Annotated in this window: 19 protein-coding genes; all 19 read left to right on the top strand. The window is 34.8% G+C overall.

Annotation, left to right across the window (positions count from 1 at the left end; genetic code table 11):
* The first annotated feature begins 2 nt into the window (after nucleotides 1–2).
* The 19 genes from glgP (at nucleotide 3) to ACZ47B_RS00995 (ending at nucleotide 25,006) form a co-directional block, all read left to right on the top strand.
* Entirely contained in the window at nucleotides 3–1,652 is a 1,650-nt protein-coding gene (glgP, locus tag ACZ47B_RS00905; RefSeq protein ID WP_464894800.1) for an alpha-glucan family phosphorylase, read from the top strand.
* A complete protein-coding gene (locus ACZ47B_RS00910; RefSeq protein WP_464894801.1) occupies nucleotides 1,652–1,939 on the top strand; it encodes an early set domain-containing protein in 288 nt (95 codons plus the stop codon). The genes glgP and ACZ47B_RS00910 overlap by 1 nt, the downstream gene beginning before the upstream one ends.
* 169 nt (nucleotides 1,940–2,108) lie before the next feature.
* The gene (locus ACZ47B_RS00915) at nucleotides 2,109–4,634 is read left to right on the top strand and encodes a sugar phosphate nucleotidyltransferase (protein ID WP_464894802.1); all 2,526 of its coding nucleotides are present in this window, start codon (nucleotides 2,109–2,111) and stop codon (nucleotides 4,632–4,634) included.
* Nucleotides 4,616–6,637, top strand: coding sequence for a glycoside hydrolase family 57 protein (locus ACZ47B_RS00920; protein WP_464894803.1), 2,022 nt, complete (start codon nucleotides 4,616–4,618; stop codon nucleotides 6,635–6,637). Before ACZ47B_RS00915 ends, ACZ47B_RS00920 begins: the two co-directional genes overlap by 19 nt.
* A gap of 153 nt (nucleotides 6,638–6,790) precedes the next feature.
* Complete coding sequence (locus tag ACZ47B_RS00925; RefSeq protein ID WP_464894804.1) at nucleotides 6,791–8,821, top strand: alpha-amylase/4-alpha-glucanotransferase domain-containing protein; 2,031 nt, start codon at nucleotides 6,791–6,793, stop codon at nucleotides 8,819–8,821.
* Nucleotides 8,814–9,824, top strand: a complete 1,011-nt coding sequence (gene galT, locus ACZ47B_RS00930; RefSeq protein WP_464894805.1) for a galactose-1-phosphate uridylyltransferase — start codon at nucleotides 8,814–8,816, stop codon at nucleotides 9,822–9,824. Before ACZ47B_RS00925 ends, galT begins: the two co-directional genes overlap by 8 nt.
* Nucleotides 9,821–11,167, top strand: coding sequence for a glycogen synthase (locus tag ACZ47B_RS00935; protein ID WP_464894806.1), 1,347 nt, complete (start codon nucleotides 9,821–9,823; stop codon nucleotides 11,165–11,167). The genes galT and ACZ47B_RS00935 overlap by 4 nt, the downstream gene beginning before the upstream one ends.
* Entirely contained in the window at nucleotides 11,160–11,972 is an 813-nt protein-coding gene (locus ACZ47B_RS00940; protein ID WP_464894807.1) for an ROK family protein, read from the top strand. The genes ACZ47B_RS00935 and ACZ47B_RS00940 overlap by 8 nt, the downstream gene beginning before the upstream one ends.
* Nucleotides 11,969–13,423 (top strand): glycogen synthase GlgA, encoded by a 1,455-nt coding sequence (gene glgA, locus ACZ47B_RS00945; RefSeq protein WP_464894808.1) that lies wholly within the window; start codon nucleotides 11,969–11,971, stop codon nucleotides 13,421–13,423. Before ACZ47B_RS00940 ends, glgA begins: the two co-directional genes overlap by 4 nt.
* A gap of 70 nt (nucleotides 13,424–13,493) precedes the next feature.
* Entirely contained in the window at nucleotides 13,494–15,407 is a 1,914-nt protein-coding gene (gene glgB, locus ACZ47B_RS00950) for a 1,4-alpha-glucan branching protein GlgB (protein ID WP_464894809.1), read from the top strand.
* Nucleotides 15,398–16,486 carry a BaiN/RdsA family NAD(P)/FAD-dependent oxidoreductase gene (locus tag ACZ47B_RS00955; RefSeq protein WP_464894810.1) on the top strand — a complete coding sequence of 363 codons (1,089 nt, stop codon included), beginning with the start codon at nucleotides 15,398–15,400 and terminating at the stop codon, nucleotides 16,484–16,486. The genes glgB and ACZ47B_RS00955 overlap by 10 nt, the downstream gene beginning before the upstream one ends.
* A 72-nt stretch (nucleotides 16,487–16,558) precedes the next feature.
* Nucleotides 16,559–18,409, top strand: coding sequence for an EAL domain-containing protein (locus tag ACZ47B_RS00960; RefSeq protein WP_464894811.1), 1,851 nt, complete (start codon nucleotides 16,559–16,561; stop codon nucleotides 18,407–18,409).
* A 160-nt stretch (nucleotides 18,410–18,569) separates the two neighbouring features.
* Nucleotides 18,570–18,917: a carboxymuconolactone decarboxylase family protein gene (locus ACZ47B_RS00965; protein WP_464894812.1), complete on the top strand. Its 348-nt coding sequence runs from the start codon at nucleotides 18,570–18,572 to the stop codon at nucleotides 18,915–18,917.
* Nucleotides 18,918–19,094: 177 nt separating this feature from the next.
* Entirely contained in the window at nucleotides 19,095–20,066 is a 972-nt protein-coding gene (locus ACZ47B_RS00970; protein ID WP_464894813.1) for a thiamine pyrophosphate-dependent dehydrogenase E1 component subunit alpha, read from the top strand.
* Nucleotides 20,053–21,030 (top strand): alpha-ketoacid dehydrogenase subunit beta, encoded by a 978-nt coding sequence (locus ACZ47B_RS00975; RefSeq protein ID WP_464894814.1) that lies wholly within the window; start codon nucleotides 20,053–20,055, stop codon nucleotides 21,028–21,030. Before ACZ47B_RS00970 ends, ACZ47B_RS00975 begins: the two co-directional genes overlap by 14 nt.
* On the top strand, nucleotides 21,020–22,267 hold the full coding sequence (locus ACZ47B_RS00980) for a 2-oxo acid dehydrogenase subunit E2 (RefSeq protein WP_464894815.1): 1,248 nt from the start codon (nucleotides 21,020–21,022) through the stop codon (nucleotides 22,265–22,267). The genes ACZ47B_RS00975 and ACZ47B_RS00980 overlap by 11 nt, the downstream gene beginning before the upstream one ends.
* A gap of 9 nt (nucleotides 22,268–22,276) precedes the next feature.
* Nucleotides 22,277–23,572 (top strand): dihydrolipoyl dehydrogenase family protein, encoded by a 1,296-nt coding sequence (locus ACZ47B_RS00985; RefSeq protein ID WP_464894816.1) that lies wholly within the window; start codon nucleotides 22,277–22,279, stop codon nucleotides 23,570–23,572.
* Complete coding sequence (locus ACZ47B_RS00990) at nucleotides 23,569–24,516, top strand: ribonuclease Z (RefSeq protein WP_464894817.1); 948 nt, start codon at nucleotides 23,569–23,571, stop codon at nucleotides 24,514–24,516. Before ACZ47B_RS00985 ends, ACZ47B_RS00990 begins: the two co-directional genes overlap by 4 nt.
* Nucleotides 24,517–24,649: 133 nt before the next feature.
* The gene (locus ACZ47B_RS00995) at nucleotides 24,650–25,006 is read left to right on the top strand and encodes a hypothetical protein (RefSeq protein ID WP_464894818.1); all 357 of its coding nucleotides are present in this window, start codon (nucleotides 24,650–24,652) and stop codon (nucleotides 25,004–25,006) included.
* Nucleotides 25,007–25,075: the final 69 nt, after the last annotated feature.

Here is a 25,075-nt window from a genome sequence, read left to right on the forward strand (position 1 = left end):
ACATGAAGTTGGTAACATACAATATAAACGAAAAATATCAAACAAAAGTAGCATACTTTTCTATGGAATTCGCCATAGATCAGGCATTTAAAAATTATAGCGGCGGTTTGGGATTTTTGGCGGGATCTCATCTAAGAAGTGCCAATGACTTGGGACAAAATACCATAGGTGTAGGAATTTTGTGGAGCTATGGATATTATGATCAGCACAGGCATGAGGATAGAACTTTAAAGGTTGATTTTTTAAGGAAGTTTTACTACTTTATAGAGGATTTGGATATCAAGGTTACTGTTCATATAAATTCAGTACCTATAACCGTAAAAGCTTATTTACTGCCGGCTAAATGCTTTGATACAGCCCCTTTGATACTTCTTTCTACGGATGTTTTTGAAAATGATTATCTTGCAAGGACAATAACCCACAAACTATATGATGCAAATGAAAAGACAAGGATAGCTCAAGAGATAGTACTTGGAATCGGTGGAGTAAAAGTACTTGAAGCCTTGGGCAAGAAGATAGATGTATATCATTTAAATGAAGGACATGCCCTGCCTTTGGCTTTTGAACTTTTGAAGAAGTACCAAAGTTTAGAGGAAGTTAAAAAAAGAGTTGTCTTTACCACCCATACCCCGGAGATGGCAGGGAATGAGGAGCATGATGTAAAGCTACTACAGGAGATGGGATTTTTCAATGGGTTTGGTGTCGATGAGGTTAAAGAGACACTTGATTATCATGATGATAGTTTTTCACTTACCGTTGGAGCGTTAAAAGTTTCAAAAAGAGCGAATGCCGTATCGAAGATACATGAAAAAGTTGCCAATGATATGTGGAAAGATGTCAAAGGAAAATGTGAGATAATCGGCATAACAAATGCACAAAATATGATATATTGGGCTGATAAGCAGTTGGTTAGCTGGTTTCAAGAGCATGAGGATTACCAGCTCACAGGAAGAAAAAAACACTTAAAAAGGATACTTTTTGAAGAAGTTGCCGACCAAACGGGAAAACTTTTTGATCCGGATATATTGACTATCGTTTGGGCAAGGAGATTTGCCGAGTATAAAAGGCCATGGCTTTTGACTTATGATCTAGACAGATTTAGAAAATTGATAAACGATACAAAAAGACCCGTTCAAATCATATGGGCAGGAAAACCTTATCCGCTTGATTACAGGGCGGTCAATATGTTTAACGATTTGGTGAATATTTCAAAAGAGTTTAAAAATGTTGCAGTTCTTATAGGGTATGAATTGAGACTGTCAAAGCTTTTGAAACAGGGTAGTGATATATGGCTAAATACTCCAAGATACTCAAGAGAAGCAAGTGGGACAAGCGGGATGAGCGCAGTTGCAAATGCAAGTGTTCATTTTTCCGTTGATGACGGGTGGCACGATGAATTTTACAAAGACGGAGTAAATTCATTTACCATACATCATGCAGATCCAAGCTTGAGTATAGAGGAGCAAGACAGGCAAGATTATGAAAATATGATGAAAATCTTAGAAAATGAGATACTACCGACTTACTATGAAAACCCTAAAAAGTGGATAGAGATAGTAAAGAACGGTATGAGTGACATAAGGTACTTTGACTCATCTAGGATGGTGAGAGAGTATTATGAAAAACTATATAATTACAAAGGAGAGGAATAATGATAAAGATCAAGAAAAATAACAACAAAGCATGGGTTACATTTACCTATGTGCCAAATGGTGGGGAAGATAGTGTGTCTTTAGTAGGTTCTTGGAACGAGTGGAAAGAAGAGAAGATGAAAAAGAAAAAAAACGGTGATTTTTATCTGACCAAAATCCTGCCCGTTGGTGTGATTTATGAGTTTAGATATTTTGTGGACGGAAAAAAATGGGTAAACGATGAAGATGCCATAGAAGTTCATAACAATTTTGGAGGAACAAATTCGGCGATAGATTTGAGTGTATGATATTGGATTTTAAATTTCATTTCAGCATTTACCTCATTCTCAATATTGCATCCGTGCAATATTTCCGAGGCTTCGGGCTATTTGTGCATCATGCACAAATGGACGCCCTCAGAATCGGTAAAAGCCGAAATGAAACTTAAAACCGGCTTTATATAAAAAAGGATGGAAAATGAGCAAAAAGATAAAAGCGGTTATGATGGCCGGTGGTTTTGGTACAAGGATACAGCCCCTTACCAACTCTATGCCAAAGCCTATGCTTCCGATATTTAACCTTCCCATGATGGAGCATACATTAAGAAAATTAGTAGAAATTGGCATAAAAGATATAGTGATTTTACTCTACTTCAAACCTGATATCATCAAAAACCATTTTGGTGACGGAAGTTGTATCGGTGCAAACATAGAGTATGTGCTTCCTGATGAGGACTATGGAACAGCCGGAGCGGTAGGAGTCGCAAGAGAGTTCCTCGATACCACTTTTATCATAGTCAGTGGGGATTTGGTAAGTGACTTTGACTTTAAAAAGATCATAGATCATCACAACTCGATTGATTCAAGATTGACCATCACTTTGACTTCTGTTGAAAATCCTTTGCAATTTGGTGTTGTTATAGCAAATGAAGAGGGTAAGATAGAGAAATTTTTGGAAAAACCAAGCTGGGGCGAAGTTTTCAGCGATACTATAAATACAGGCATATATGTGATAGAGCCTGAGATACTGGAATATATCCCTAAAGAAGGTAGTTTTGATTTTGCCAAAGATTTGTTTCCTCTTTTGATGAAAGAGGGAGTGGATCTGATGTCTTATACTGCACATGGTTATTGGAGAGATGTTGGAAACCCTGAGAGTTACCGCGAAGTATATGATGATATTTTCAAACAAAAAGTCAACTTTCAAATACCAGGCGAGAAGATAGAGTATCCAAACGGAGTGCTGTATCTAACAGGGAACAGCCATATAGATAAAACAGTGGAGATCATCGATACTGTTGTCATAGGTGACAATGTAAAGATAGGAAAAAACGGCAGGCTGCAAAATATCGTCGTAGGCAACAATGTAGAGATAGACAAAGATGCGAATATAAGAAACAGTGTATTTTGGAGTGATATAAAAGTCGGTAAAAAATTTATACTGGATAACGGAGTCATATGCAATGACAATATGATAGATGACAATGTCAGTGCAAAAGCGGGGCTTATACTTGCTGAGGGTTGTGAAGTGGGTAAATTTGCCGTATTTGACCAGGATGTAACCGTATGGCCTTTTAAGATCATAGAACCTGCCGCGATAGTCAATAAAAATGTCATATGGGGCAGCAAATACAAAAACTCTATCTTTGAAAACGGAAGAGTGATCGGTAAGAGCAACCTTGAACTATCCTGCGAAATGTCTTGTCAACTTGCAGAAGCGTTTGCCGCACAACTTCCTGAAGGCTCTAATGTCATAGTGGCAAGAGATCACTCAAAAAGTGCCAGAATGTTGAAAAGAGCATTTCTTGGAGGACTTCTTTCAGGCGGTATCAATATAACCGATCTTAAAGCTATGCCGCCTTCGGTACTTAGATACAATTTGGGACGTGATGAAAACTTGAGTGCCGGTGTTTACTTCAGGCAAAATATGGATGATCCTACAAGTGTGGAGTTCACTTTTTTTACCGAAGAGGGGCTGCGTATAGATAGTGATATGGCAAAAAAGATAGAAAAAGCTTTTTTCCAGCAAAAATTTAGAAGAGTCGAGTATAAAAGAATAGGTCGCATATGGGAAAATTATATAAATCGCCTTGATGAATGCCACAAATACAAAGCCGCTTTGGAAACTACCATAGATCATAAGATCATCAAAAAAAATAACTTTAAAGTGGTCGTGGATTTGATGTTTGGGGGTACCAAAGATATATTTCCGGAGATCATAGCAGATATCCAAATGGACAATATCATCTTAAACGCTTATACGGATTATCATAAAATGGCAAATATAAAACAGGTTGAAAAAAAATCCAAAGAGGAAGTTTCCGCCATTGTAAAAAGTCTCGGTATCAACCTTGGTATCCTTCTTTATCCAAACGGTCAAAGACTGGCTCTTGTTACGGATGAAGGTGAGGTACTAAATAAATTAAAAGCACTTTTAGTTGTTTTGTATCTGTTTAACTATGAAGCGAAAGGAAAAAAGAAAGCGGTGTTTTTACCTACCTGGGCGCCTGATTTTATGGATAAAAAGTTTGATAATCTAATCATAGAAAGAGGTAAATATGCCAATTTCAAAGCAAAAAAACTAAAGCAATATGACCTTATAGCAACTATTGACGGTAATTTTGCTTTTACGGAGTTTTCTCTTCACAGAGATGCCATATATGCGACTTTAAAGATCATGGAAATGCTTTCAAGATGGGAACAAAAGCTCTCAAATATATCAAAAATTGTTGAAGAGTTCTACTATCATCAGTGTAAGATAAAATGCACTCAGGATATGAAGGGTAAAATCATGAGAAAATTCCTCCAAGTCGCAAAAGATAAAAAATCTTCGACAGTCGATGGAGTTAAAATATGGGAAAATGATACCGACTGGGTTTTGATGATACCTGATCAATTCGGCGATCACTTAAATCTCTACATTCAGGCAAAAGATGAGATAACGGGTGAAGAGTTGGATAGAAAATATGAAAAAATGATAAAAGAATGGATGCAAAAAAAGTAGTGCCGAGAAATCTCGTTTTTTTATGGCATATGCATCAGCCAAGCTACCTGGATAAAAACGGTATATCTCAGATGCCATGGGTGTTTTTACACTGCATAAAGGATTACTATGATATGCCCTGGATATTATCACTTTATCCATCTTTAAAAGCGACATTCAATATAACGCCTACTTTGATATCCCAGATAAAACAGTATGAAAAAGAGGGTTTTAAAAAGGATAAATTTTTATCTCTTTGGATAAAAAAACCTGAAAGTTTGAATGATAAAGAAAAAAGTTATGTTCAAAAGATATGCAAATCACCTCAGTTTGAAACTATGGTAAAAGAATTTGAGAGATTTGTAGAGTTGTATAAGTTAAATGATTTTAGTGAAAATGAGTTTGTTGATTTGGAAGTTTTATTTTTGCTTTCTTGGTGTGGGAATTACTTAAGAGAAAACAGTAAAATCATAAAAAATTTCATAAAAAAAGGCAGAGACTTTAATCAAGAAGATAAAAAAGAGCTTTTAAAGGAGCTTATGGAATTTATACCAAAAATTTTACCTTTCTATAAAAAGTTACTTGAAAACAAGCAAATATCCCTCTCAACCACTCCTTATAATCACCCTATACTACCACTTTTATTTGATATGAAAAATGCTAAGGTATCAAATCCGGAAACTGTTTTACCAAGAGAGTATATGAGTCTGGAAGAAGATGCCAAAAAACAGGTGGACAAGGCTATAGAGCTTTATGAGGAAGTATTTGATCAAAAGCCAAGTGGATTTTGGCCTGCTGAAGGGGCTGTTGATGAAAAGAGTGTAAAATTTTATAAAAAAAGAGAGATAAAATGGATAGCAACCGATGAAGCCATACTTTATGAAACCCTGGACAAAACGGATAATGAGTTAAAATACGGAAGATACAGGCATAACGGTGTTTTCATAGGGTTTAGAGATCATGCCTTAAGTGATTTGATAGGTTTTACGTACAGATATAAAGAAGCAAAAGCCGCATCTGAGGATTTTATAAAAAAGATCGAAGAGAAAAATGATGGAAACACGCTGTTTGTCATACTTGACGGCGAAAATGCGTGGGAGTTTTACAAAAATAATGCAAAAGATTTTTTTACAAATCTATATAAAGGTTTATCAACTTCAAAGTATATAAAAACTTCTACTTTCGATGAGGTAAGTACACTTAAGGCACAAGAGTTATCGTCTTTGCATCCTGGAAGCTGGATATATGGCAATTTCGATACATGGGTGGGACACAGTGAAAAAAACAGAGCGTGGGAATTGCTATATCAGACAAAAAGAGATATGAAAAGATGTAAATTGAGTGATGATATCAATGAAGTCGTTCAAGAGCATTTTTTGGCCGCAGAGTGTTCTGACTGGTACTGGTGGTACGGAGAAGATCATTTTAGTGATTTCTTGAGTGAGTTTGATATACTCTTTAGATCACATTTGATAGATATTTATAATTTATGTAACTTAAAAATTCCTTCGAACCTGCTTTTGCCAATCCAAAAGGAAAGAGATATAAGATCAAGCTTGGTTAAGCCCAAATTTGATATAGATGTAACAATAGACGGTAAAAAAAGTTCTTTTTATGAGTGGCTTGGTAGCGGAATGGTTGATGAAAACAGGATATTTTCAACTATGCAAGGTAGTGAAGTTGCTATGAAAAAGCTTTACTATGGAGAGAATGAAAAGTATCTGTATATAAGAATAGATGGAAATATTAAAAAAATATTAAATGACTGTAATGAGTTAAAAATCCACTTTAAAGAGTCGGATAAAATCATAACTATACCTATAAAAACTCATTTTAATGATAGATTTATAAATATGTCTATACAAGACTTCATAGAGATACAAATAGATAAAAAAATATGTGGATACAAAAACCAAAGCATGCAGGTAGAGCTAATCGATAAAGATAAAAATAGTGAATTTATACCAATATTCGGTGATGTCAGAGTTTGTGATAACGAATATGAAAAAAATTGGTTCGTATAGTGCTTTTAAGTTTCATTCTATCTTTTACCTCATTCTCAAAATTGCATCCTTGCAATTTCTCTGAGGCTTCAGGCTATTTATTCGTCATGCACAAATGGACGCCTTTAGAACCGGTAAAAGGTAAAATAAAACTTAAAGGCTTTTTATATAGGAGTGAAATTGAAAGATAAAATTGAATTGCTTTTTGGCGTACATATGCATCAGCCTGTTGATAATTTTTCAAAAGCCGTTGATGAAGCTGTTTTGAAATGCTACGAGCCTTTTTTTAAAACATTAAAAAACTATCCGACATTGCGTATCGCTGTTCATTCAAGCGGATGGCTTTTGGGCTATATCAAAAAAAATCATAAAAAACTTTTTAAAATCATAAAAGAGTTATCTGATAATGGAGTCATCGAGTTTTTTGGAGGAGGATTCTATGAACCGGTTTTACCTTCGATTCCTCTAAAAGACAGGAGAGCACAGATAGAAAAATTAAACAAAACGATATCTAAGGAATTTTCACAACATCCAAAAGGAGCTTGGCTTACTGAGAGGGTATGGGATGATTCGTTGGTGGATGATTTTTCTAAAGCAGGGATAGAGTATGTGATGGTTGATGACTATCACTTGATAACATCCGGATTTGATAAAAATGAACTTGACGGGTATTTTTACACTGAATTCAATGCAAAAAAAATAGGACTTTTCCCTATAAGCAAAGATCTGAGATATGCACTTCCTTTTAAAAGCGTAAAAGAAGCTCTTGAGGATATAAAAGAGCATAAAACAGCTATCATATTTGATGATCTGGAAAAGTTCGGCTTGTGGCCAAAGACTTATGAATGGGTATATGAAAAGGGATGGCTTGATGAGTTTTTTAAATCATTGATAAATGACAAAGAGATAAAAACTATGCACTTTAAGGATTATTACAACTCAAACAAGCCTCTGTCTTTAAGTTATCTTCAAAATGTTTCATACTATGAGATGGGAGAGTGGAGTTTAAAGACAAAAAATGCACTCAAGTTAAAGTATATCAGAGATATTGTAGAGAAATCATTTCCAAATATCGTCGATAAATTCGTCAAAGGTGGAACTTGGAAAAATTTCTTCATCAAGTATGAAGAGTCAAACAGACTTCATAAAAGAATGCTTGAAATCTCTCATGCAAATATCAAAACAAAAAAATATCTGGACAGTTTATACAGACTCCAAACAAATGATGTTTTTTGGCATGGGGTTTTTGGTGGGATTTATCTTCCCAACTTACGAGACAATGCCTACAAATACTTAAGTATTTGCGAAGACATAAGATACAAAGATAAAGAGATCATTTACGTATATGACAATGATTTGAATGGATATGATGAGATAAAGTGCGTTAAAAAAGATTTTATAGTTATGTTTGATAGTCACTACGGCGGACAAATGACCGAGTTATTGCTAAGAGATAAAAAGTTCAATTTTCAAAATGTCATAACAAGAAGAGAAGAAGCTTATCATGAAGAGATAAAAGAGTTAGCAAAAAAAACCGATGAAACCAATGATAAAAAAAGTGATGAGATAGAAACTATACACAATTTGAATGTAAAAGTCAGTGAAGAAACGGCATCTTCTTTGGACTATGACTGGTATATCAAAAACTCTTTCATAGATCATATAAGTAATGATAGTTTTACGCTTGAAAATTTTAAAAAATGCTCTTTTTGGGAGTACGGTGACTTTGCAAATCAGCCTTTTAAGTATGATATCAAAGACAATGTATTGCTTTTTAAAAGAGAAGGCGGTATTTATTTTGATAAAAAATATGATACGGTATTGTCTAAAGAGTATAAGATGGAAGATAACGGTTTTGACTTCATGATAGACCTTGACAGTACAAATGAAAACAGTTATAAGTATGCACTTGAGTTCAATCTTCATTTTGCAGAACTAAAAAATGTATATTTTGATGATATATGTCTTGAAGAAGAGTTTGAAAAGGAAAATGTCAAAGAATTTTCTCTGTTTGATGCTTATACTTCAAAGAAGCTGATTTTTACTCTTGATAAACCTTTTAAGCTTTTATCAACTCCTCTTTGTACGGTTTCAAAAAGTGAAAAAGGATATGATTTGATGGTACAGGGAGTTAGTTTTGCCTTTGTTGTTGACTTTTCAAAAAAATTGCATATTAGCGGCAAGTTAAGGCTTGAAAATGTCTGAGATAAGATATGATCTTTTAAGAAATGAGAATGTCATTATAGCTCCGAACAGGCTGACTAGACCAAACCTATATCCAGCCGAAGAGAAGAAAATTTCAAAAGATACTTTATGCCCTTTTTGTAAAGGTCATGAAGATATGACCCCTAAAGAGATATATGAGCTCAAAGATAAAAACGGTTGGAAGACAAGAGTAGTTCCAAATCTTTACAAAGCTTTAGAGATCGAGGCGGATTACGGTTTTAAAGAGGATGGATTGTATGAAAAGAGTGATGGATTTGGAGCACACGAGATCATCATAGACACCCCAAATCATGAACTGTTTTTTGAAAATTTGGAAATTTTACAGATAAATGACTGGATAGAAACCATAAAACAAAGAGTATGTGACCTTAGAAAGGATATAAGGCTTACGTATTTTTCGATATTTAAAAATCAGGGGAAAAACTCCGGTGCAACACTGCCTCATATACATACTCAGCTTATAGCACTGCCAAGCATCCCCAAAAATATCCTTTTTTTGATGTATCATTATCATAATTACTACAAACATCACGGAAGATCTGTTTTTGAAGATGTGATAAATTATGAAAAAGAGCAAAAAGTGCGTATAGTAGATGAAAATGAAGATTTTATAGCGTTTTGTCCTTATGGGAGCTTGAGTGCTTTTGAAGTCGTTTTGATGCCAAAAATGCAGATAAGCTCCATTTGCGAATTGCACGAGGATAGATACAAAAAACTCTCCATCATGCTTAAAAATATACTCAAAGCTTTAAAAGCACAGATAGGAGAGTTCGATTATAACTTATATCTGCAAAATCCTCCTTTTCAAAAAAGTTATGAAAGCGAAGATTTTTTTGACGATATAGCAAATTTTTACAAATTTCATATCGTTATCACTCCTCGTATTTATAAAACAGGAGGTTTCGAGTTGCAAAGTGGCATGCATATAAACCCCTTAAGTCCTGAGAGTGCCGCTGAGCTTTTAAGGGAAAGTTTAAAATGAAACCTCTATATGCTTCAAGTGAAATTTATCCCTACTCCAAGAGCGGTGGATTGGCTGATGTGGCTTACTCTTTGACGAATGAATTGAAAAATTATATAGAAGTTTATAAAATCACTCCTTTATACAGTTTTATAGATAAAAAGAGATACCATATAACTTGTTATAAAAGCTTTTATGTGGAGCTTGGAGCAAAAAAGTATAAAATCACTCTTTTTAAAAATGAAGATACTCTTTTTGTTTATCACAGAATCTTATGTGATAGAAAAAATATGTATGGATACAGAGATGATTTTCTAAGATTTGCCATATTTTCCAAAGCTATAGTAAAAACCGCAAAGTTGCTAAAAGTCGATACGGTGCATATAAATGACTGGCATACGGCACTTTGTGCTTTATGGCTAAAAGAACAAAAAACTCCTTTGAAAGTTATCTTCACTATACACAATCTTGCTTATCAAGGAGTTTTTGATAAAGATGTGATGGAAGTTGTCGGTATAGATAAAAAATACTTCAATATCGAATCTTTGGAATTTTATGGCAAAGTCAATCTTTTAAAAGCCGGCATTGCATATAGCGATATAGTAACAACCGTTAGTCCAAGTTATGCAAAAGAGATACAGACCAAAGAGTATGGATGTGGGCTTGAGGGATTTTTAAAAAAATATTCATATAAACTTCATGGGATTTTAAATGGTATAGATACGGCTTTCTTTGATCCTAAAAATGATGAATTTATCTCATTCAATTATGACAAAAACAGTTTGACAAACAAGATAAAAAATAAAAAAGAGTTTGTAAAAGATATGAATTTGCCTCTTTTTATCTTTATAGGCAGACTGGTTGAGCAAAAAGGGATATATTTGATATTGGAAAATTCAGAGGAGTTTTCCACACTAAAAGCAAGTTTTATCTTTTTGGGAGAAGGAGATAAAAAAAGTGAAGAGATACTCTTAAAACAGTGTAAAAAATATAAAAACATAACTTATATCAAAGGATATGATGAAAAACTATCCCACAGGCTTTATGCTTCGGCGGATTTTTTGCTGATGCCCTCGCTTTTTGAGCCTTGTGGATTAAATCAAATGATAGCCGCAAGATACGGAACTATTCCCATAGTCCATCGAACTGGGGGATTGAAAGATACTGTTTTTGAGGATGAAGATAAATGTGCAAAAGGATTTGTTTTTAAAGATTATGCGAAAGAAGAATTTTTTAAAGCTGTCATGAGAGCTATAGGGCTTTATAAAGATAAAAAATGTTTTGAGCAGGTTTGCAAATTTGATATGAAGTGTGACTTTTCTTTTAAAAACAGTGCAAAGGAGTATCTAAAACTTTATGAATAGGCTTTTTGTGGATATCGGCGGGACTAAACTAAGATGCGAATTAAATGGTAAAAAAGAGGAGTATCCAACCAAAGAAAAAGAGTTGGTATCTTTTTTGGAAGAGAAACTAAAGAGAGATAAAGATATAAAAACTATCAGCGTATCTTTTGCCGGACAGGTTTATAACGGTGTGATACTCTCATCTCCCAACATAAAGATAAAAGTTAAAAATATCAAAGAGTATTTTGAAAGCAAGTATCATATAACATTTAAGATAGACAATGACTTGAACTGTGCACTGTTGGCCGAAACAAAATATATCAATCAAAAAAATATAGCACTTTTATATGTCGGAAGCGGGGTAGGGGGTGCGGCTTTGGAGTCCGGTAGGATTATCAGGGGAGAAAAGAATATAGCTTGTGAGATAGGTCATATACCTTTTAAAAAGGCTCCTTTTTTATGTGGATGTGGTAAAGATAATTGTATAGAAATATTTGGTTCTGGCTCCGGACTTGAAAAGTGGTATAAGTATTATGGGTATGGCTATATGAAGTTAGATGAGTTGAAAACAAAAAAAGATAATAATTTACAAAAGATATATGAGAATTTTTTAGAAGCCATCCTAAGAGCGGCTGCTTCGATGGTAACTCTTTTCAATCCTAAAGTTTTGATACTTGGAGGTGGCGTCATAAAGTCAAATCCTTTTCTTTTGGATATAATAAAAAAAGATTTGGATAAATTTGCCTTGAAGCAGAGTTGTGAAGGGTTAGATATAGTTATAAGCAAGTTAGAAAACGCATCACTAGAGGGAGCGAAATTATTATGAATATACTTTTTGTAGCAAGCGAAGTTGCACCTTTTGCAAAGACGGGTGGATTGGCAGATGTAAGTGGAGCTTTGCCAAAAGCGCTCAAGGAATTGGGTGATGAAGTAAAAGTCGTTATGCCAAGATACTACAGTATCAACAGAGATACCCTGGAGAAACTGCCTATGGCACTTGGAGTTGATATGGGGACTCTTGGAGAAATTTGGTGCGGTGTTTACAAAGGATATCTGCCAAATAGCAGTGTTGAAATTTATTTCATAGAGCATGAGGGATTTTATGGGCGAAGCGGACTTTATGATGAAAACAACATAGCTTACCAAGATAACGACAAAAGATTTATATTTTTATCAAAAGCGGCTTTGAAACTTTCTATGGCACTGGATTTTAAGCCCGATATCGTACATGCCAATGACTGGCACAGTGCAGCTATGCCGATACTTTTAAAAACAGTTTATAAAAATGATCTATTTTTTAAAGATACAAAATCTGTTTTGACCATTCACAATCTTCAACATCAAGGAGTTTTTGATAAAAGTATCATGGATATTATGGGGGTTGACTGGAGACATTTCAATCCATATGCCATAGAAGCACTCGGTGCAGTCAATCTCTTAAAAGGAGGTATCACTTTTTGTGATGCCATCACCACAGTGAGTGAAAAGTATGCCAAAGAGATACAAACAGATGAGTATGGATTTGGTTTGCAAGAGCATATAAGAGCATACTCCTACAAGCTTTTTGGTATCTTAAACGGAGTTGATTATGATGAGTGGAGTCCCGAGAAAGATAGATATATACTGAGGAATTACTCTATAGAGACTTTGGAAGATAAGATAGAAAACAAAAGAGATTTGCAACGCATTTTTAATCTTGTGCCAAGTGACGGCGCGGCTTTGATAGGATTTGTCGGAAGATTTGCCAAACAAAAGGGTGTAGAGCTTATATCATCTTGTGTAGAAGGGCTTTTGCAGCTCAATGTTCAGATAGTGATGCTTGGAAGTGGAGAAAAGTGGGCAGAGGGCTTTTTTAGTGAAATTGCGAGCAGATATCCTGAAAGATTTGGTTGCTATATAGGATACAACAATGAGTTAGCGCACAAGATAGAAGCCGGATGCGATATGTTTTTGATGCCTTCCATTTTTGAGCCTTGCGGTCTAAACCAGATATACTCTTTAAAGTACGGAACTCTGCCAATTGTAAGAGCCACCGGCGGGCTTGATGATACGATAGTCAATTATGACAGATTTGAAGATAAAGGAAATGGGTTTAAATTTTATGAAGCAAGTACACATGCACTGTATCATACAGTTAGATGGGCGGTAGAAGTATATGAAGAAGAAAAAGAGCAATTTGAAAAAATGCAAAAAAGAGCTATGGAGGAGCATTTTAGTTGGTTGGATTCAGCCAAGAAGTATCAAAAAGTTTATAGGTGGGTGAATCGTGAATCGTGAATCGTTTTCAAGCTATAGGCTTGAAAACTTCGAAATTTCGTCTCACGACTCACGAATAAAAGGAGTTTAAGTGGTACATTATGATATAAGTAGGTTCAGTGAACTTGACATCTATCTTTTTAAAGAGGGAACCCATACAAAACTATATGACAAGTTCGGTTCTCATTTTATGCAAAGAGAGGGTAAAAAAGGGGTTTATTTTTCGGTGTGGGCTCCAAATGCAAAAGAGGTCAGTGTTGTAGCTGATTTTAACAGGTATGATCCTTTAGCTCACCCTTTAAAGCCAAGAGACGATGACTCCGGCATTTGGGAAGGATTTATAGAGGGTGTTAAAAAAAATGTTACATACAAGTATCACATAGTATCAAAGATTGAGGATAAAATTCTTTTAAAAACCGATCCTTACGCATTTTATTGTGAAAAACCTCCAAAGTCAGCTTCTGTTACTTATGATATAAACGGCTATAAGTGGATTGATAAAAAGTGGATGAAAAAAAGGAGCAAGGTAAATGCTCATGATAAACCTATCAGTATATATGAAGTTCATTTAGGCTCTTGGAGAAGAAAAGTCGAAGAGGATAACAGGTCTTTAACTTACAAAGAAGCCGCTATAGAACTGAGCAAATATGTAAAATCTTTAAATTATACCCATATAGAGCTTATGCCAATAACTGAGTATCCTTTTGAGGGTTCCTGGGGGTATCAGGTAACAGGTTACTTTGCTCCGACTGCAAGATACGGCACTCCAAAAGAGTTTATGGAGTTTGTAGATATCATGCATAGTGAGGGTATAGGTGTCATACTTGATTGGGTGCCTTCGCATTTTGTTACTGATGGTCATGGGCTGTCTACATTTGACGGAACTTGTTTGTATGAACATAAAGATCCAAGACTTGGTTATCATCCCGAATGGGGTAGTGCGATATTTAACTACGGAAGAAACGAAGTTAGGGCATTTCTCATCAGTAGTGCATCTTTTTGGTTTGAAAAGTATCATATAGACGGTATCAGGGTGGATGCGGTTGCAAGTATGCTTTATCTTAACTATGCAAGAAAAGACGGTGAATGGATACAAAACAAGTATGGCGGCAATGAAAATCTTGAAGCTATAGAATTTTTGAAGCAGTTAAACAGTTCTGTTTATAGCGAATTTGAAGGTATAGTGATGATTGCCGAAGAGTCAACCGCTTATCCAAAAGTCACAAGACCCGTAAGTGACGGGGGACTTGGTTTTGGGTTTAAGTGGAATATGGGATGGATGCATGATACTTTGAAGTACTTTTCACTTGATCCCATATACAGACAACACCATCAAGAGAGGCTTACTTTTAGCATATGGTATGCATTTGATGAAAATTTCATACTTCCTTTGAGCCATGATGAAGTAGTGCATATGAAAGGCTCACTCATCAACAAAATGGCAGGCGATGACAATCAAAAATTTGCAAACTTAAGAGCATTGTTTGCTTATATGATAGCACATCCGGGTAAAAAGCTTCTTTTTATGGGCGGAGAGTTTGCCCAGTATAAAGAGTGGAATTACAAAGAGAGTTTGGATTGGCATCTTTTAGACAGTCCAAGACACAGAGGGCTTTTAAACATGATAGCCAAATTAAATCAAATCTATAAAGAGGAAAAAGCTTTATATCGTTATGATGGTGAACATAAAGGTTTTGAATGGATTGAAAGAACGGATGCTTCACACAATACCATCTCATTTTTTAGAAAAAGTGATGATATGGATGAAACTATCATAGTAGTATGTAATTTTGCGGATCATAAAAGAGAGAACTACCGTATAGCAGTCCCAAAGGAAGGGAATTATAAAATGATATTTAATTCTCAAGACAGTAGTTATGAGGGGTGGAGCTATGAAAATGAAGGAGTTTACAAATCTCAAAAAGTTCTGGCATGGGGAAGAGAAGACTCTATAGAGTTTGATATGCCCGCTCTCGGGGTGGTTTACTTTAAAAAATGTTCATAAAAAGTTGCGATGTAGCTATACTGGGATCTGGTGCTAGCGGACTTTTTTTAGCCTCTTTTTTAGATAAGAAAGATTATATCCTTATCGATCACAATCCTTTGCCTTTAAAGATAAAAGTAAGTGGTGGAGGAAAATGTAACTTCACAAACGAGTTTGTAAGTAGTGATAACTATGTGGGAGATAAAAAGCTAATCGATGAAGTTTTAAGTTACTATACTCCAAAAGATGTACTGAATTTTTTTAGTGGTATCAAATATAAAAAGATAAAAAATAACCAATACTTTGCTCAAACTTCAAATGAAATCATAAAAAAGCTTGATAAAAAGAAATTTATAGCTGAAATTTTGGAAGTTAAAAAAGATAAAGATTTTATCATTTATACATCCAAAGGTAATATAAGAGCCAAAAAAGTGGTGATTGCAACCGGTGGTATAAGTTATAAAAAGCTTGGAGCAACTGACATAGGCTATAAAATCGCCAAAAGTTTCGGGCATACTATCGTCTCTCCAACTCCCGCTCTTGTAGGGCTTAGTTTGCAAAAAGAGCAGTTTTGGATGAAGGAGTTGAGTGGTGTTAGCTTAAAAGTAAAGGTGAAAGTAGAGGGTAAGATTTTTGAAGACGATATACTTTTTTCTCACAGAGGCATCACAGGCCCCGCTATACTAAATGCTTCACTATACTGGAAAAAAGGAAAGATAAAAGTTGATTTTCTGCCCGGTTTCAAATATAAAAAATCCAATAAAACCATATCCAATGCTTTACCGCTTCCAAAAAGATTTATCATATCATTTTTAAAAGCACATGAATTGCCGGATTTGCCCATAAATAAATCAAAAGAGACCATAAATTTACTTCAAGATTATGAGTTTGCACCGGCAGGTAATTTTGGCTTTGAAAAAGCTGAAGTGACAAAAGGCGGAGTCGATACAAGCGAGCTTAACGGATTTGAGAGTAAATTCGTAAAAAATCTCTTTTTCATAGGTGAGGTAGTAAATGTAACCGGAGAGCTTGGAGGATATAACTTCCAATGGTGCTTCAGCAGTGCAAAGTATATTGCAGATATTTTACATATATATTAATATATTAATAATTCTTAAAGCTTAATTGGATTAAAATTAAATAAAGTTTTTAATCAACGGATAAAAATGAATATGAGCGTGTTTTTTGATGATGAATATAAAAAAAGTTATTTTAAATGGATCACTATGGAAAATGAACAATTTTTAAAAGAGATGCTTTCAAACTTAATTAAAAAAGATATAGACAAAAATAAACTTGAAGAGATGGGTAAAGAGGTCTATAAAAAAACCATAAGCTTTTCAAAATTGGCTATCTTTTTGGATACTTTTTCTTATACCCTCTCCCTTGAAGAGAAAAAACAGTTACAAACAAATGAAAATATTTTAGCAAAGGGGTATCTAAAGTATAGATTGCCAAAAGAGATAAAATCACTCAAACTTGGTATCAATAATAACCCGAATTTTGTTACAAAAAAAGATCTTGCTATCATAGATGAGCTTATTGTTTGGTTGGAAAATCTTATAAATAGTTTTTTAAAAGGAGAAAAACCTCCTAAGATAAATGGTAGGATTAGTGAGTTTATAAAATTTGCTGAGGATAGAAGCGGTATATTTTTTGATGATCAAGATGTAAAAGATGATTTTTTAAGAACAAATAAAGAGCTTTATGAGTGTGCTACTGAAGCAGTAAATTTTTATGAAAGGGGTGATTTTTACTATTTTGTATTGATTTATGTAGAAATGATAGCACTCTTTTTAAAGATGGTTACACTTTTAAGCGGTATGTTTATAGAAGAGGAGTTACTTTCAGTTTATATAGACCCCATAACATTACTTCCTAACAGATTTCAATTGATAAAAGATATTAATACATTTAAAGATGTATATATCATGATCATCAATATAAAAGCATTTTCAAAACTTAATATGCTTTATGGTTACGAGATAGGGGATGGAATACTTAAAAAAGTCGCGGGCTTTTTAAAAACATCAACTTCAATAAAAAATTATAGAATATATGGGGATGAATTTGCAATTTTGGTAGATAGTGAAAAAAATGCCAGAGTTTTATTTGATGAGTTAAATTCATCCATATCTATCATGGCTAACAATGAAAAATATGATATATTTTTTTATGGTGCATATAGTAAATTTAAGGATAAAGCACTCGAGTCTTGTGAGTTTGCGCTGTTTAGGGGCGATAAAAAGGATTTGATTGCTTCAAAAGAGATAGAGCATCTTATAGAAAACATAAAACAAGAATTAACACTTGTCCAAAAATTAAAAGAGATAATGATAAGAGATGATATAATTCCTTACTATCAACCTATCTATATAACCCTTAAAGACATTAAAAAGATACTAAAATATGAAGTTTTGATGAGGTTAAAGTATGAAGATGAGATACTTGAGCCGAAAGACTTTCTAGAAACTTTAGTTGAAGCCCCTTTTTATACAGAATTTACCAAATCAATGCTTATAAAAAGTTTTGAAACTTTTAAATACAGTGATTTTACATTTAGCGTGAATTTTACTCTAAAGGATATAAAAGATAAAACTATAAGGATTTTACTTGAAACTTTAGTTTCAAAGTATCCTGATGTCGCCAAAAGGTTGACCATAGAAATAGTTGAAAACGAAGCTTTAAAAGAATTTGAACTTTTAAACGAATTTATAACTACCTTCAAAAAAAGAGGCATATCGTTTGCGCTTGATGATTTTGGTAGCGGATACTCAAACTTTGCACAATTTGCAAAATTACATGTAGATTTTATAAAAATTGATGGTACGATAATAACACAGGTTCTAGAAGATAAAAAAATGCAGCAATTGGTTGATTCGATAGTAAAATTTGCCCAAACTTTAGAATTGCAAACGATAGCAGAATTTGTATGCTCGAAAGAACTTTTTGAATATCTCCAGGATAAGGTTGATATGTTGCAAGGTTTTTATATCGGCAAACCGGAGCCGTATTTGCTGTAGCAATACAAAGTTATACTGTTATAATTGTAGCCTCAACAGGCAAAATATTTCTTCTTAAATCCCCTCAATCTCAGTTTCAGTTTATAGTCTAAAAAGTAACAGAAAAGTAAATGAAAATTGAGTTATAATTATAAAAAGATTTCACATAAGGAGTGTAAAGATGGGCAAATATACTGAGAAATTACAAGACGTCAAGAGATTGATCGGGTTTTTGCAAAAAGAGACTCCAAATCAAATCAAGGGTTTTGAAGAGTTTATGTCTGCGGTTGAAGCCGAGGATGTGCTCTCGAAAAAACAAAAAGAGCTTATCAATGTCGCTCTTGCAGTCGCAGCTCAGTGTGAATGGTGTATAGCTTTGCATGTAAAAAGTGCGCTTGATGCTGGAGCAACCAAAGAAGAGGTTATTGATGCTAGTATGCAGGCAGTATTGATGCACGGTGGCCCGGCTTTGATGTATATGACACCTGTAAAGAATGCTTTAGAGGAGTTTTTGGCAGAAGAGAATTAAATGTTGTATGGCTTAAGTTTCATTTCAGTTTTTATCTCATTCTCAAAATTGCATCCTGCAATTTTTCTGAGGCTTCAGGTTATTTGTGCGTCATGCACAAATGGACACCTTCAGAACCGGTATAAACCGAAATGAAACTTAAGCCAATCCCGCTGTATAGTAAGAGGAGGAAAGATCATGAACAAGACAACGGCTGAAGAGTTATATTATCTGATGTATCTTGGCAGAGAGTTTGAGTATGCTGCCAAAGAGTACTATCTAAAAGGAAACATATCAGGATTTTTACATCTTGATATAGGACAGGAAGGTTTTAGCGTAGCAGCTATGAAAGCTTTTAAAAAAGGTGATGTCTTTACTACTTACAGAGAGCATGTTCTATCTATTGCAAGAGGTATGGAGCCAAAAAAAGTGATGGCTGAGCTTTTTGGAAAAGAAGAGGGCATCAGCAAAGGAAGAGGCGGTTCTATGCATCTTTTTGAACCGAAGCTTGATTTTTACGGTGGTGATGCTATAGTCGGAGGACAGATCGTAAATGCGGTAGGTTGTGCATATGCAAGAAAGTATCAAGAGAGTGAAAATGCCGTAATGGTCATATTTGGTGATGGAGCAAGCAACGGCGGTGCATTTTTCGAATCACTCAATATATCTTCAGCATGGCAATTACCGCTTCTTTTTCTTTGTGAAAACAATGAGTATGCCATAGGTACCAAAATCACGCGAGTATCACACTTCCAAAAGCAAAGCAACAAAGCAAAACCATATATGAGAACCATAGAAGTTGACGGTATGGATGCCATGGCAGTTTATGAAGCCATAGAAGAGGCAAACAGATACATACTTGAGGGAAACGGTCCTTGTTTTGTGGAAGCTATGACTTGCAGGTACGAAGGTCACTCCATAGCTGATCCTAACAGTTATAGAAGCGAGGAAGAGATGAGTATATGCAAGCAAAGAGACCCGATAAAAAGACTTAAAAAAACTCTAACGGAGGAGTTCGGGCTTGATGATGAATTTATAACATCTCTTGAAAAAAGAGCAAAAGAGGAAGTAGATAGTGCTGTAGAGTTTGCGCTTAACTCAAAAGAGCCGGAAGTAGCAAGTTTGTATGATAATGTTTTTTGTAAGGAGTGTGGCAATGTTGTATCGTGAAGCACTAAACAAGGCGATAGATGAGTGTATGCAAACAGATGAAAGTGTTGTAATACTCGGTGAAGATGTGGGGATGTATGGCGGAAGTTACAGAGTAAGTGAGGGGCTTTTTGCCAAATATGGAGAGAAAAGGGCCATAGATACTCCCATAGCTGAACTTAGCATCGTAGGAAATGCCGTAGGTATGGCTATAGGAGGTCTTAGGCCCATAGCTGAAATCATGACGGCGAACTTTTCTCTTTTGGCTTTTGATCAAATCATAAATCACATGTCAAAATACAGATATATGAGTGCCGGAAAGATAACTCTTCCTATGGTGGTAAGATTTCCTCAGGGTGTCAGCAAACAGCTTGCAGCTCAGCACAGTGAAAGTTATGAGCAGATGCTGAGTGCTGTTCCCGGTATCTATGTGTTAGCTGCTTCAGATGTAAACTATGCTTATCATGCTTTAAAAAAGGCTATACTTTTGGATGATCCTGTTGTATTTATAGAGCATGAGCTTTTATATAACAAAGAAGGAGCGGTTGACTTTGAAGCAGATATAGATCCTTTTAAGGCAAGAGTGGCAAAAGAGGGAAAAGATATAACTATCATCAGCTATCTTAAGATGGTGGATGATGTTTTAAAAGCGGTTCCTGATATCGAAAAAGAGTTATCCGTTAGTTGTGAAGTGATAGATCTTTGCTCACTTAATCCCATAGACTTTGATACCATAAAAAAATCCATCTCAAAAACAAAAAGAGTAGTAGTTGTAGAAGAGGATCACAAGATGGGAGGGTATGGAGCACAAGTGATAAGTAAGGTAGTTGAAGAGCTTTTTTTCGCACTTGATGCAGCACCTCTTAGGATAGCCGGCGAAGATGTGCCTATACCTTACAACAGAGCTTTGGAGCTTGCAAGTATCCCGACACCAAAAAGTATAACCGACAAGATAGTAAAGTGGGGGAGAGACAATGGATTATAATATAACGATGCCTCAACTCTCGGACTCTATGAGCGAGGGAAAGTTGGTAGAGTGGAAAGTGAAAGAGGGGCAAAAAGTAAAATCAGGAGATGTTATAGCGGATATAGAATCTGATAAAGCGGTTATAGAAGTTCAAACTTTTAAAGACGGGATTGTCAAAAAACTTTTGCTAAAAGAGGGAGATGAAGCAAAAGTGGGTGCAACCATAGCAGTTATAGATACCGATATGAAAGCGCCAAAAAGTGAGATAAAACAAGAGGTTAAGCCAAAGCAAGAAGATGCCAAAAAGAAAGAAATAGAGCAAAAAGATAGTAAGCCTAAAAAAGAAAAACCCCAAAAAGAAGTAGTAAAAAAAGAGGAAGATATAGTTGATTTTCTTTTTGGTGGTGAAAAAGAGCAAAAACCGTTGCCAAAAGGTACGTCAACTCCTGTTGCCAAGCAAAAGGCTTTGAAATATGATATGGATATAGAAAAATTACAAAATGATGGAAAGCTTCCTGTTCCTGCTTTTGAAAAAGATATAGACAAAGCCCTTGCAAATAAGTACTTCACTCCAAAAGCAAAAAAACTTTTTGATGGATACGGTTTGGAATTGTCTTCTTTTAAACTTGATCACAAGATAGATGAGAGTGAAGTAAAAAAGTATATAAAAGATAACAATATCCCGCAAATCAAAAAACTGTCCGCAAACCAAAAATCAGTTATAAATACTGTAACAAGCAGTTGGCAAAGACCTGTTTATCATATATATGAAGAAGTTACCCTAAAGAAAAAAGAGGGTATCAAGCTAACGGCAAACATACTGAAGGCTTTAGCAAATGTTATGCAAAAGTATGATTTTTCAAGGTCGGTTTTGCAAAATGATACTTTGAAAGTTTACCCTTCTTCGGATATCTCCGTAGCACTCAGCAGAGGTACGGACTTGTATATGGTCGTACTTAAAAATGTAGAGGATAAGAGTTTAAAAGAGATAAACGAGTGGCTAAAAGAGATAAAAATCAAAAAATTGAGTAGTGATGATTTAAGCGGCTCTACATTTGGTATAAGTAACTTAGGGATGTTTGAGATAGATGCTTTTGACGCATTGATAAATGCAAATGACAGTGCTATAGCAGCATTTGGAGCCTTGGAAAATGGAAAGATAAAAGCAACTTTTACTTTTGATCACAGGATAGTAAACGGAGTAAGCGCGGCACAGTTTGTGATGGATTTTAAAAAAGAACTTGAAAATACATAAGGATATGAAATGTATGATGCTGTTTTTATAGGCGGAGGATTGAACTATGCAGGAGCTATAGTTTTGGCAAAAAAAGGGAAAAAAGTAGCATTGGTTGAAAAAGATATGAAAGAACTAGGCGGAGTTTGTTTGCATCATGGGTGCATACCTTCTAAAAACCTGCTTCATAGAGCAAAAACGGCATATGAAATAAAAGAGGATGTTTTCTCCATGCATAAAGATACTTTGAAGTTCGATCTTTTGCAAAACAAGATCCAAAAGCATTTGAAAAAATCCACCGATTCCATAACTCTTCAATGCAAAAGTGCGGGTGTCGAGCTCATTGAAGCTGAAGGCTTTGTAGGTGATAAAGGAGTCTATGTTGATGATAAAACAGTACCTTCTAACTACATCGTCATAGGTACAGGCTCTAGTGCATTCGTGCCAAAAGAGATACAAATAGACCATGAAAATATTATCACAAGCAAAGAAGCATTGACATTAAAAAGTTTGCCAAAAGAGATAGTGATATATGGAAGCGGTGCCATAGGACTTGAATTTGCCACTTTCTTTGCCATAAACGGGGTTGAAACAACTTTGGTTTACAGACATGATAAAATTTCAAGAAAGATTCATCCGAGATTGGTTGACAAGATAGAAGAACAATTGAAAAATATAGGCGTTATTTTGATGCCAAATAGTACAATCTCAAAAGCAAAAAACATAAATGACAAGGTAGAAGTATCTTTTGATGACGGTAAAAAAATCACAACGAAAAAGCTTCTTGTGGCTACCGGAAGGATGCCAAACACAAGTGTTGTAAAAAATGATATCATCGAAGTGGATAGAGGGATAGTAACAGATGAATATTTTGAGACTTCTATGCAAAATGTATTTGCCGTGGGTGATTGTAACGGTAAGTTACAACTAGCCCATGCCGCAAGAGCGGAAGTTTTGAATGTTGTAAAAAATATCCTGGGTAAAAAAAGTATATTGGATCTTTCAAATATACCTAGGTTTATCTTTACTTTACCTCTTTCTTATGCTTTTATAGGAAATAAAGGAGTAAAAGAGGCAAGTTTTCCTCTCTCTTATCTTGGGATAAGCAGTGCAGTAACCGGGGCAAATCTTGGGGAAGTTATACTATATGCGGATAAAGAAGATTTCGTATGCGGTGCGGAAATGTTTACTCCTAATGCTGAAGAGTTGATAGGTGTATTTTCTACGGCACTTGCGGCAGAGTTGGATGTGAATACTTTTAAAAAAGCCGTTTTCCCTCATCCGACATTTAGTGAAAGTATAGATAGAGTACTAAGAAGAGTATGAACTTTTTATTTCTTGGAACTAGCGCCGGAAGACCTACAAAAGAGAGAAATGTATCTGCACTGGCATTTACCATGGAAAATGAGCATGGGTGGTATCTTTTTGATTGCGGGGAAGCTACGCAACATCAGATACTAAAAAGCCCTCTAAAAAGCGGAGGTTTGAAAGATATATTCATCACTCATCTTCATGGTGATCACTACTATGGACTTTTGGGACTTATTGATAGTTTTAAGATGGATAACAGAAAAGAGTCTCTTAGTATCTATGCTCCTAAAGGATTGAAAGATTTTTTAAACTGCGCTATGGATATATCTTTTGAAAAACTGGGATTTAAACTTCAAGTTATAGAGTTTAAAGAGTATGACGATTTCGAGTTTGAAAAATTCAGCATTCAAATCCTGCCTCTTTATCACTCAGTTGATAGTTTTGCATTTTTTATCAAAGAGTATGACAAAAGCAACTCCTTAGATGAAGAAAAATTAAAAAAAGATGGTCTTATGCCCTCACCTTTGTATGGGGAGCTAAAAAAAGGAAAAGAGGTTTTTCAAAACGGCAAATGCTATAAACCAAAAGATTACTTTTTAGATCCCATAAAAGGAAGGAAGGTTGTGATATGTGGTGATAATGCAAAGCCTGAGATATTGAAAGATCATATCAAAGATATAGATCTATTGATCCATGAAGCTACATATACAAAAGAAGTTTATGAAAATCTTCCTGTTAAAGTTTTGCATTCAACAGCTTATGATGTGGGTAAAATAGCCAAAGAATCAAATGTAAAAAATCTTATCGTTACTCATATAAGCCCAAGATACCATAATGCAGGGAAATATCCACTCAAGCTTTTAGAAGATGAAATCAGGCAAAATTACAAAGGAAAGTTTTTTATCGCGGAGGATTTGCAGAGTTATCGGTTTGATGGTCAAGCTATTTTAAGAGTTTAAAGTTATGTCTATCTGAACTATATTTACTGTATAAATCTATTTCATAGATAATGGGTTGTTTGGATTTTTGTATCGGGGATATTTTTTATTTTAAGTGGAATATAATACCGCAAAATTATTTTTGAGGTATGAAATGACTATAAAAGATATAGAGTATGAGATGCGTGCCAACGGTGTTTATCAAGAAGATATAAAGATCATATTGGAAAACTCAAAAAAATATAAAATGAATCCCCAATACATAGATAATGAACTTGTAAAACTTGGTTATGATAAAATTTTTACTATAGATTATGATGATATCAAAAGTGATGATGAGTATGACGAGTGTGTAAATTATCAAAAAATTTATCATAAAAAAATAGTGAATTTTGATATTTTAGCCCCAAAGTCCTTTAACACCGGAAATAATAAATTATGCTGCAATGGCACCTACGACAAGCCCCATTATTCTAGAGAGTATTTTCATGCTATTGGTCGTACTGAATAGAGGGTCGCTTCATTCCCTATCAAAGATATCATGATACTTGCCGCGGCAAGTGGATTTAATATGGTGATG

The sequence above is a fragment of the Thiofractor thiocamini genome (assembly GCF_055384375.1).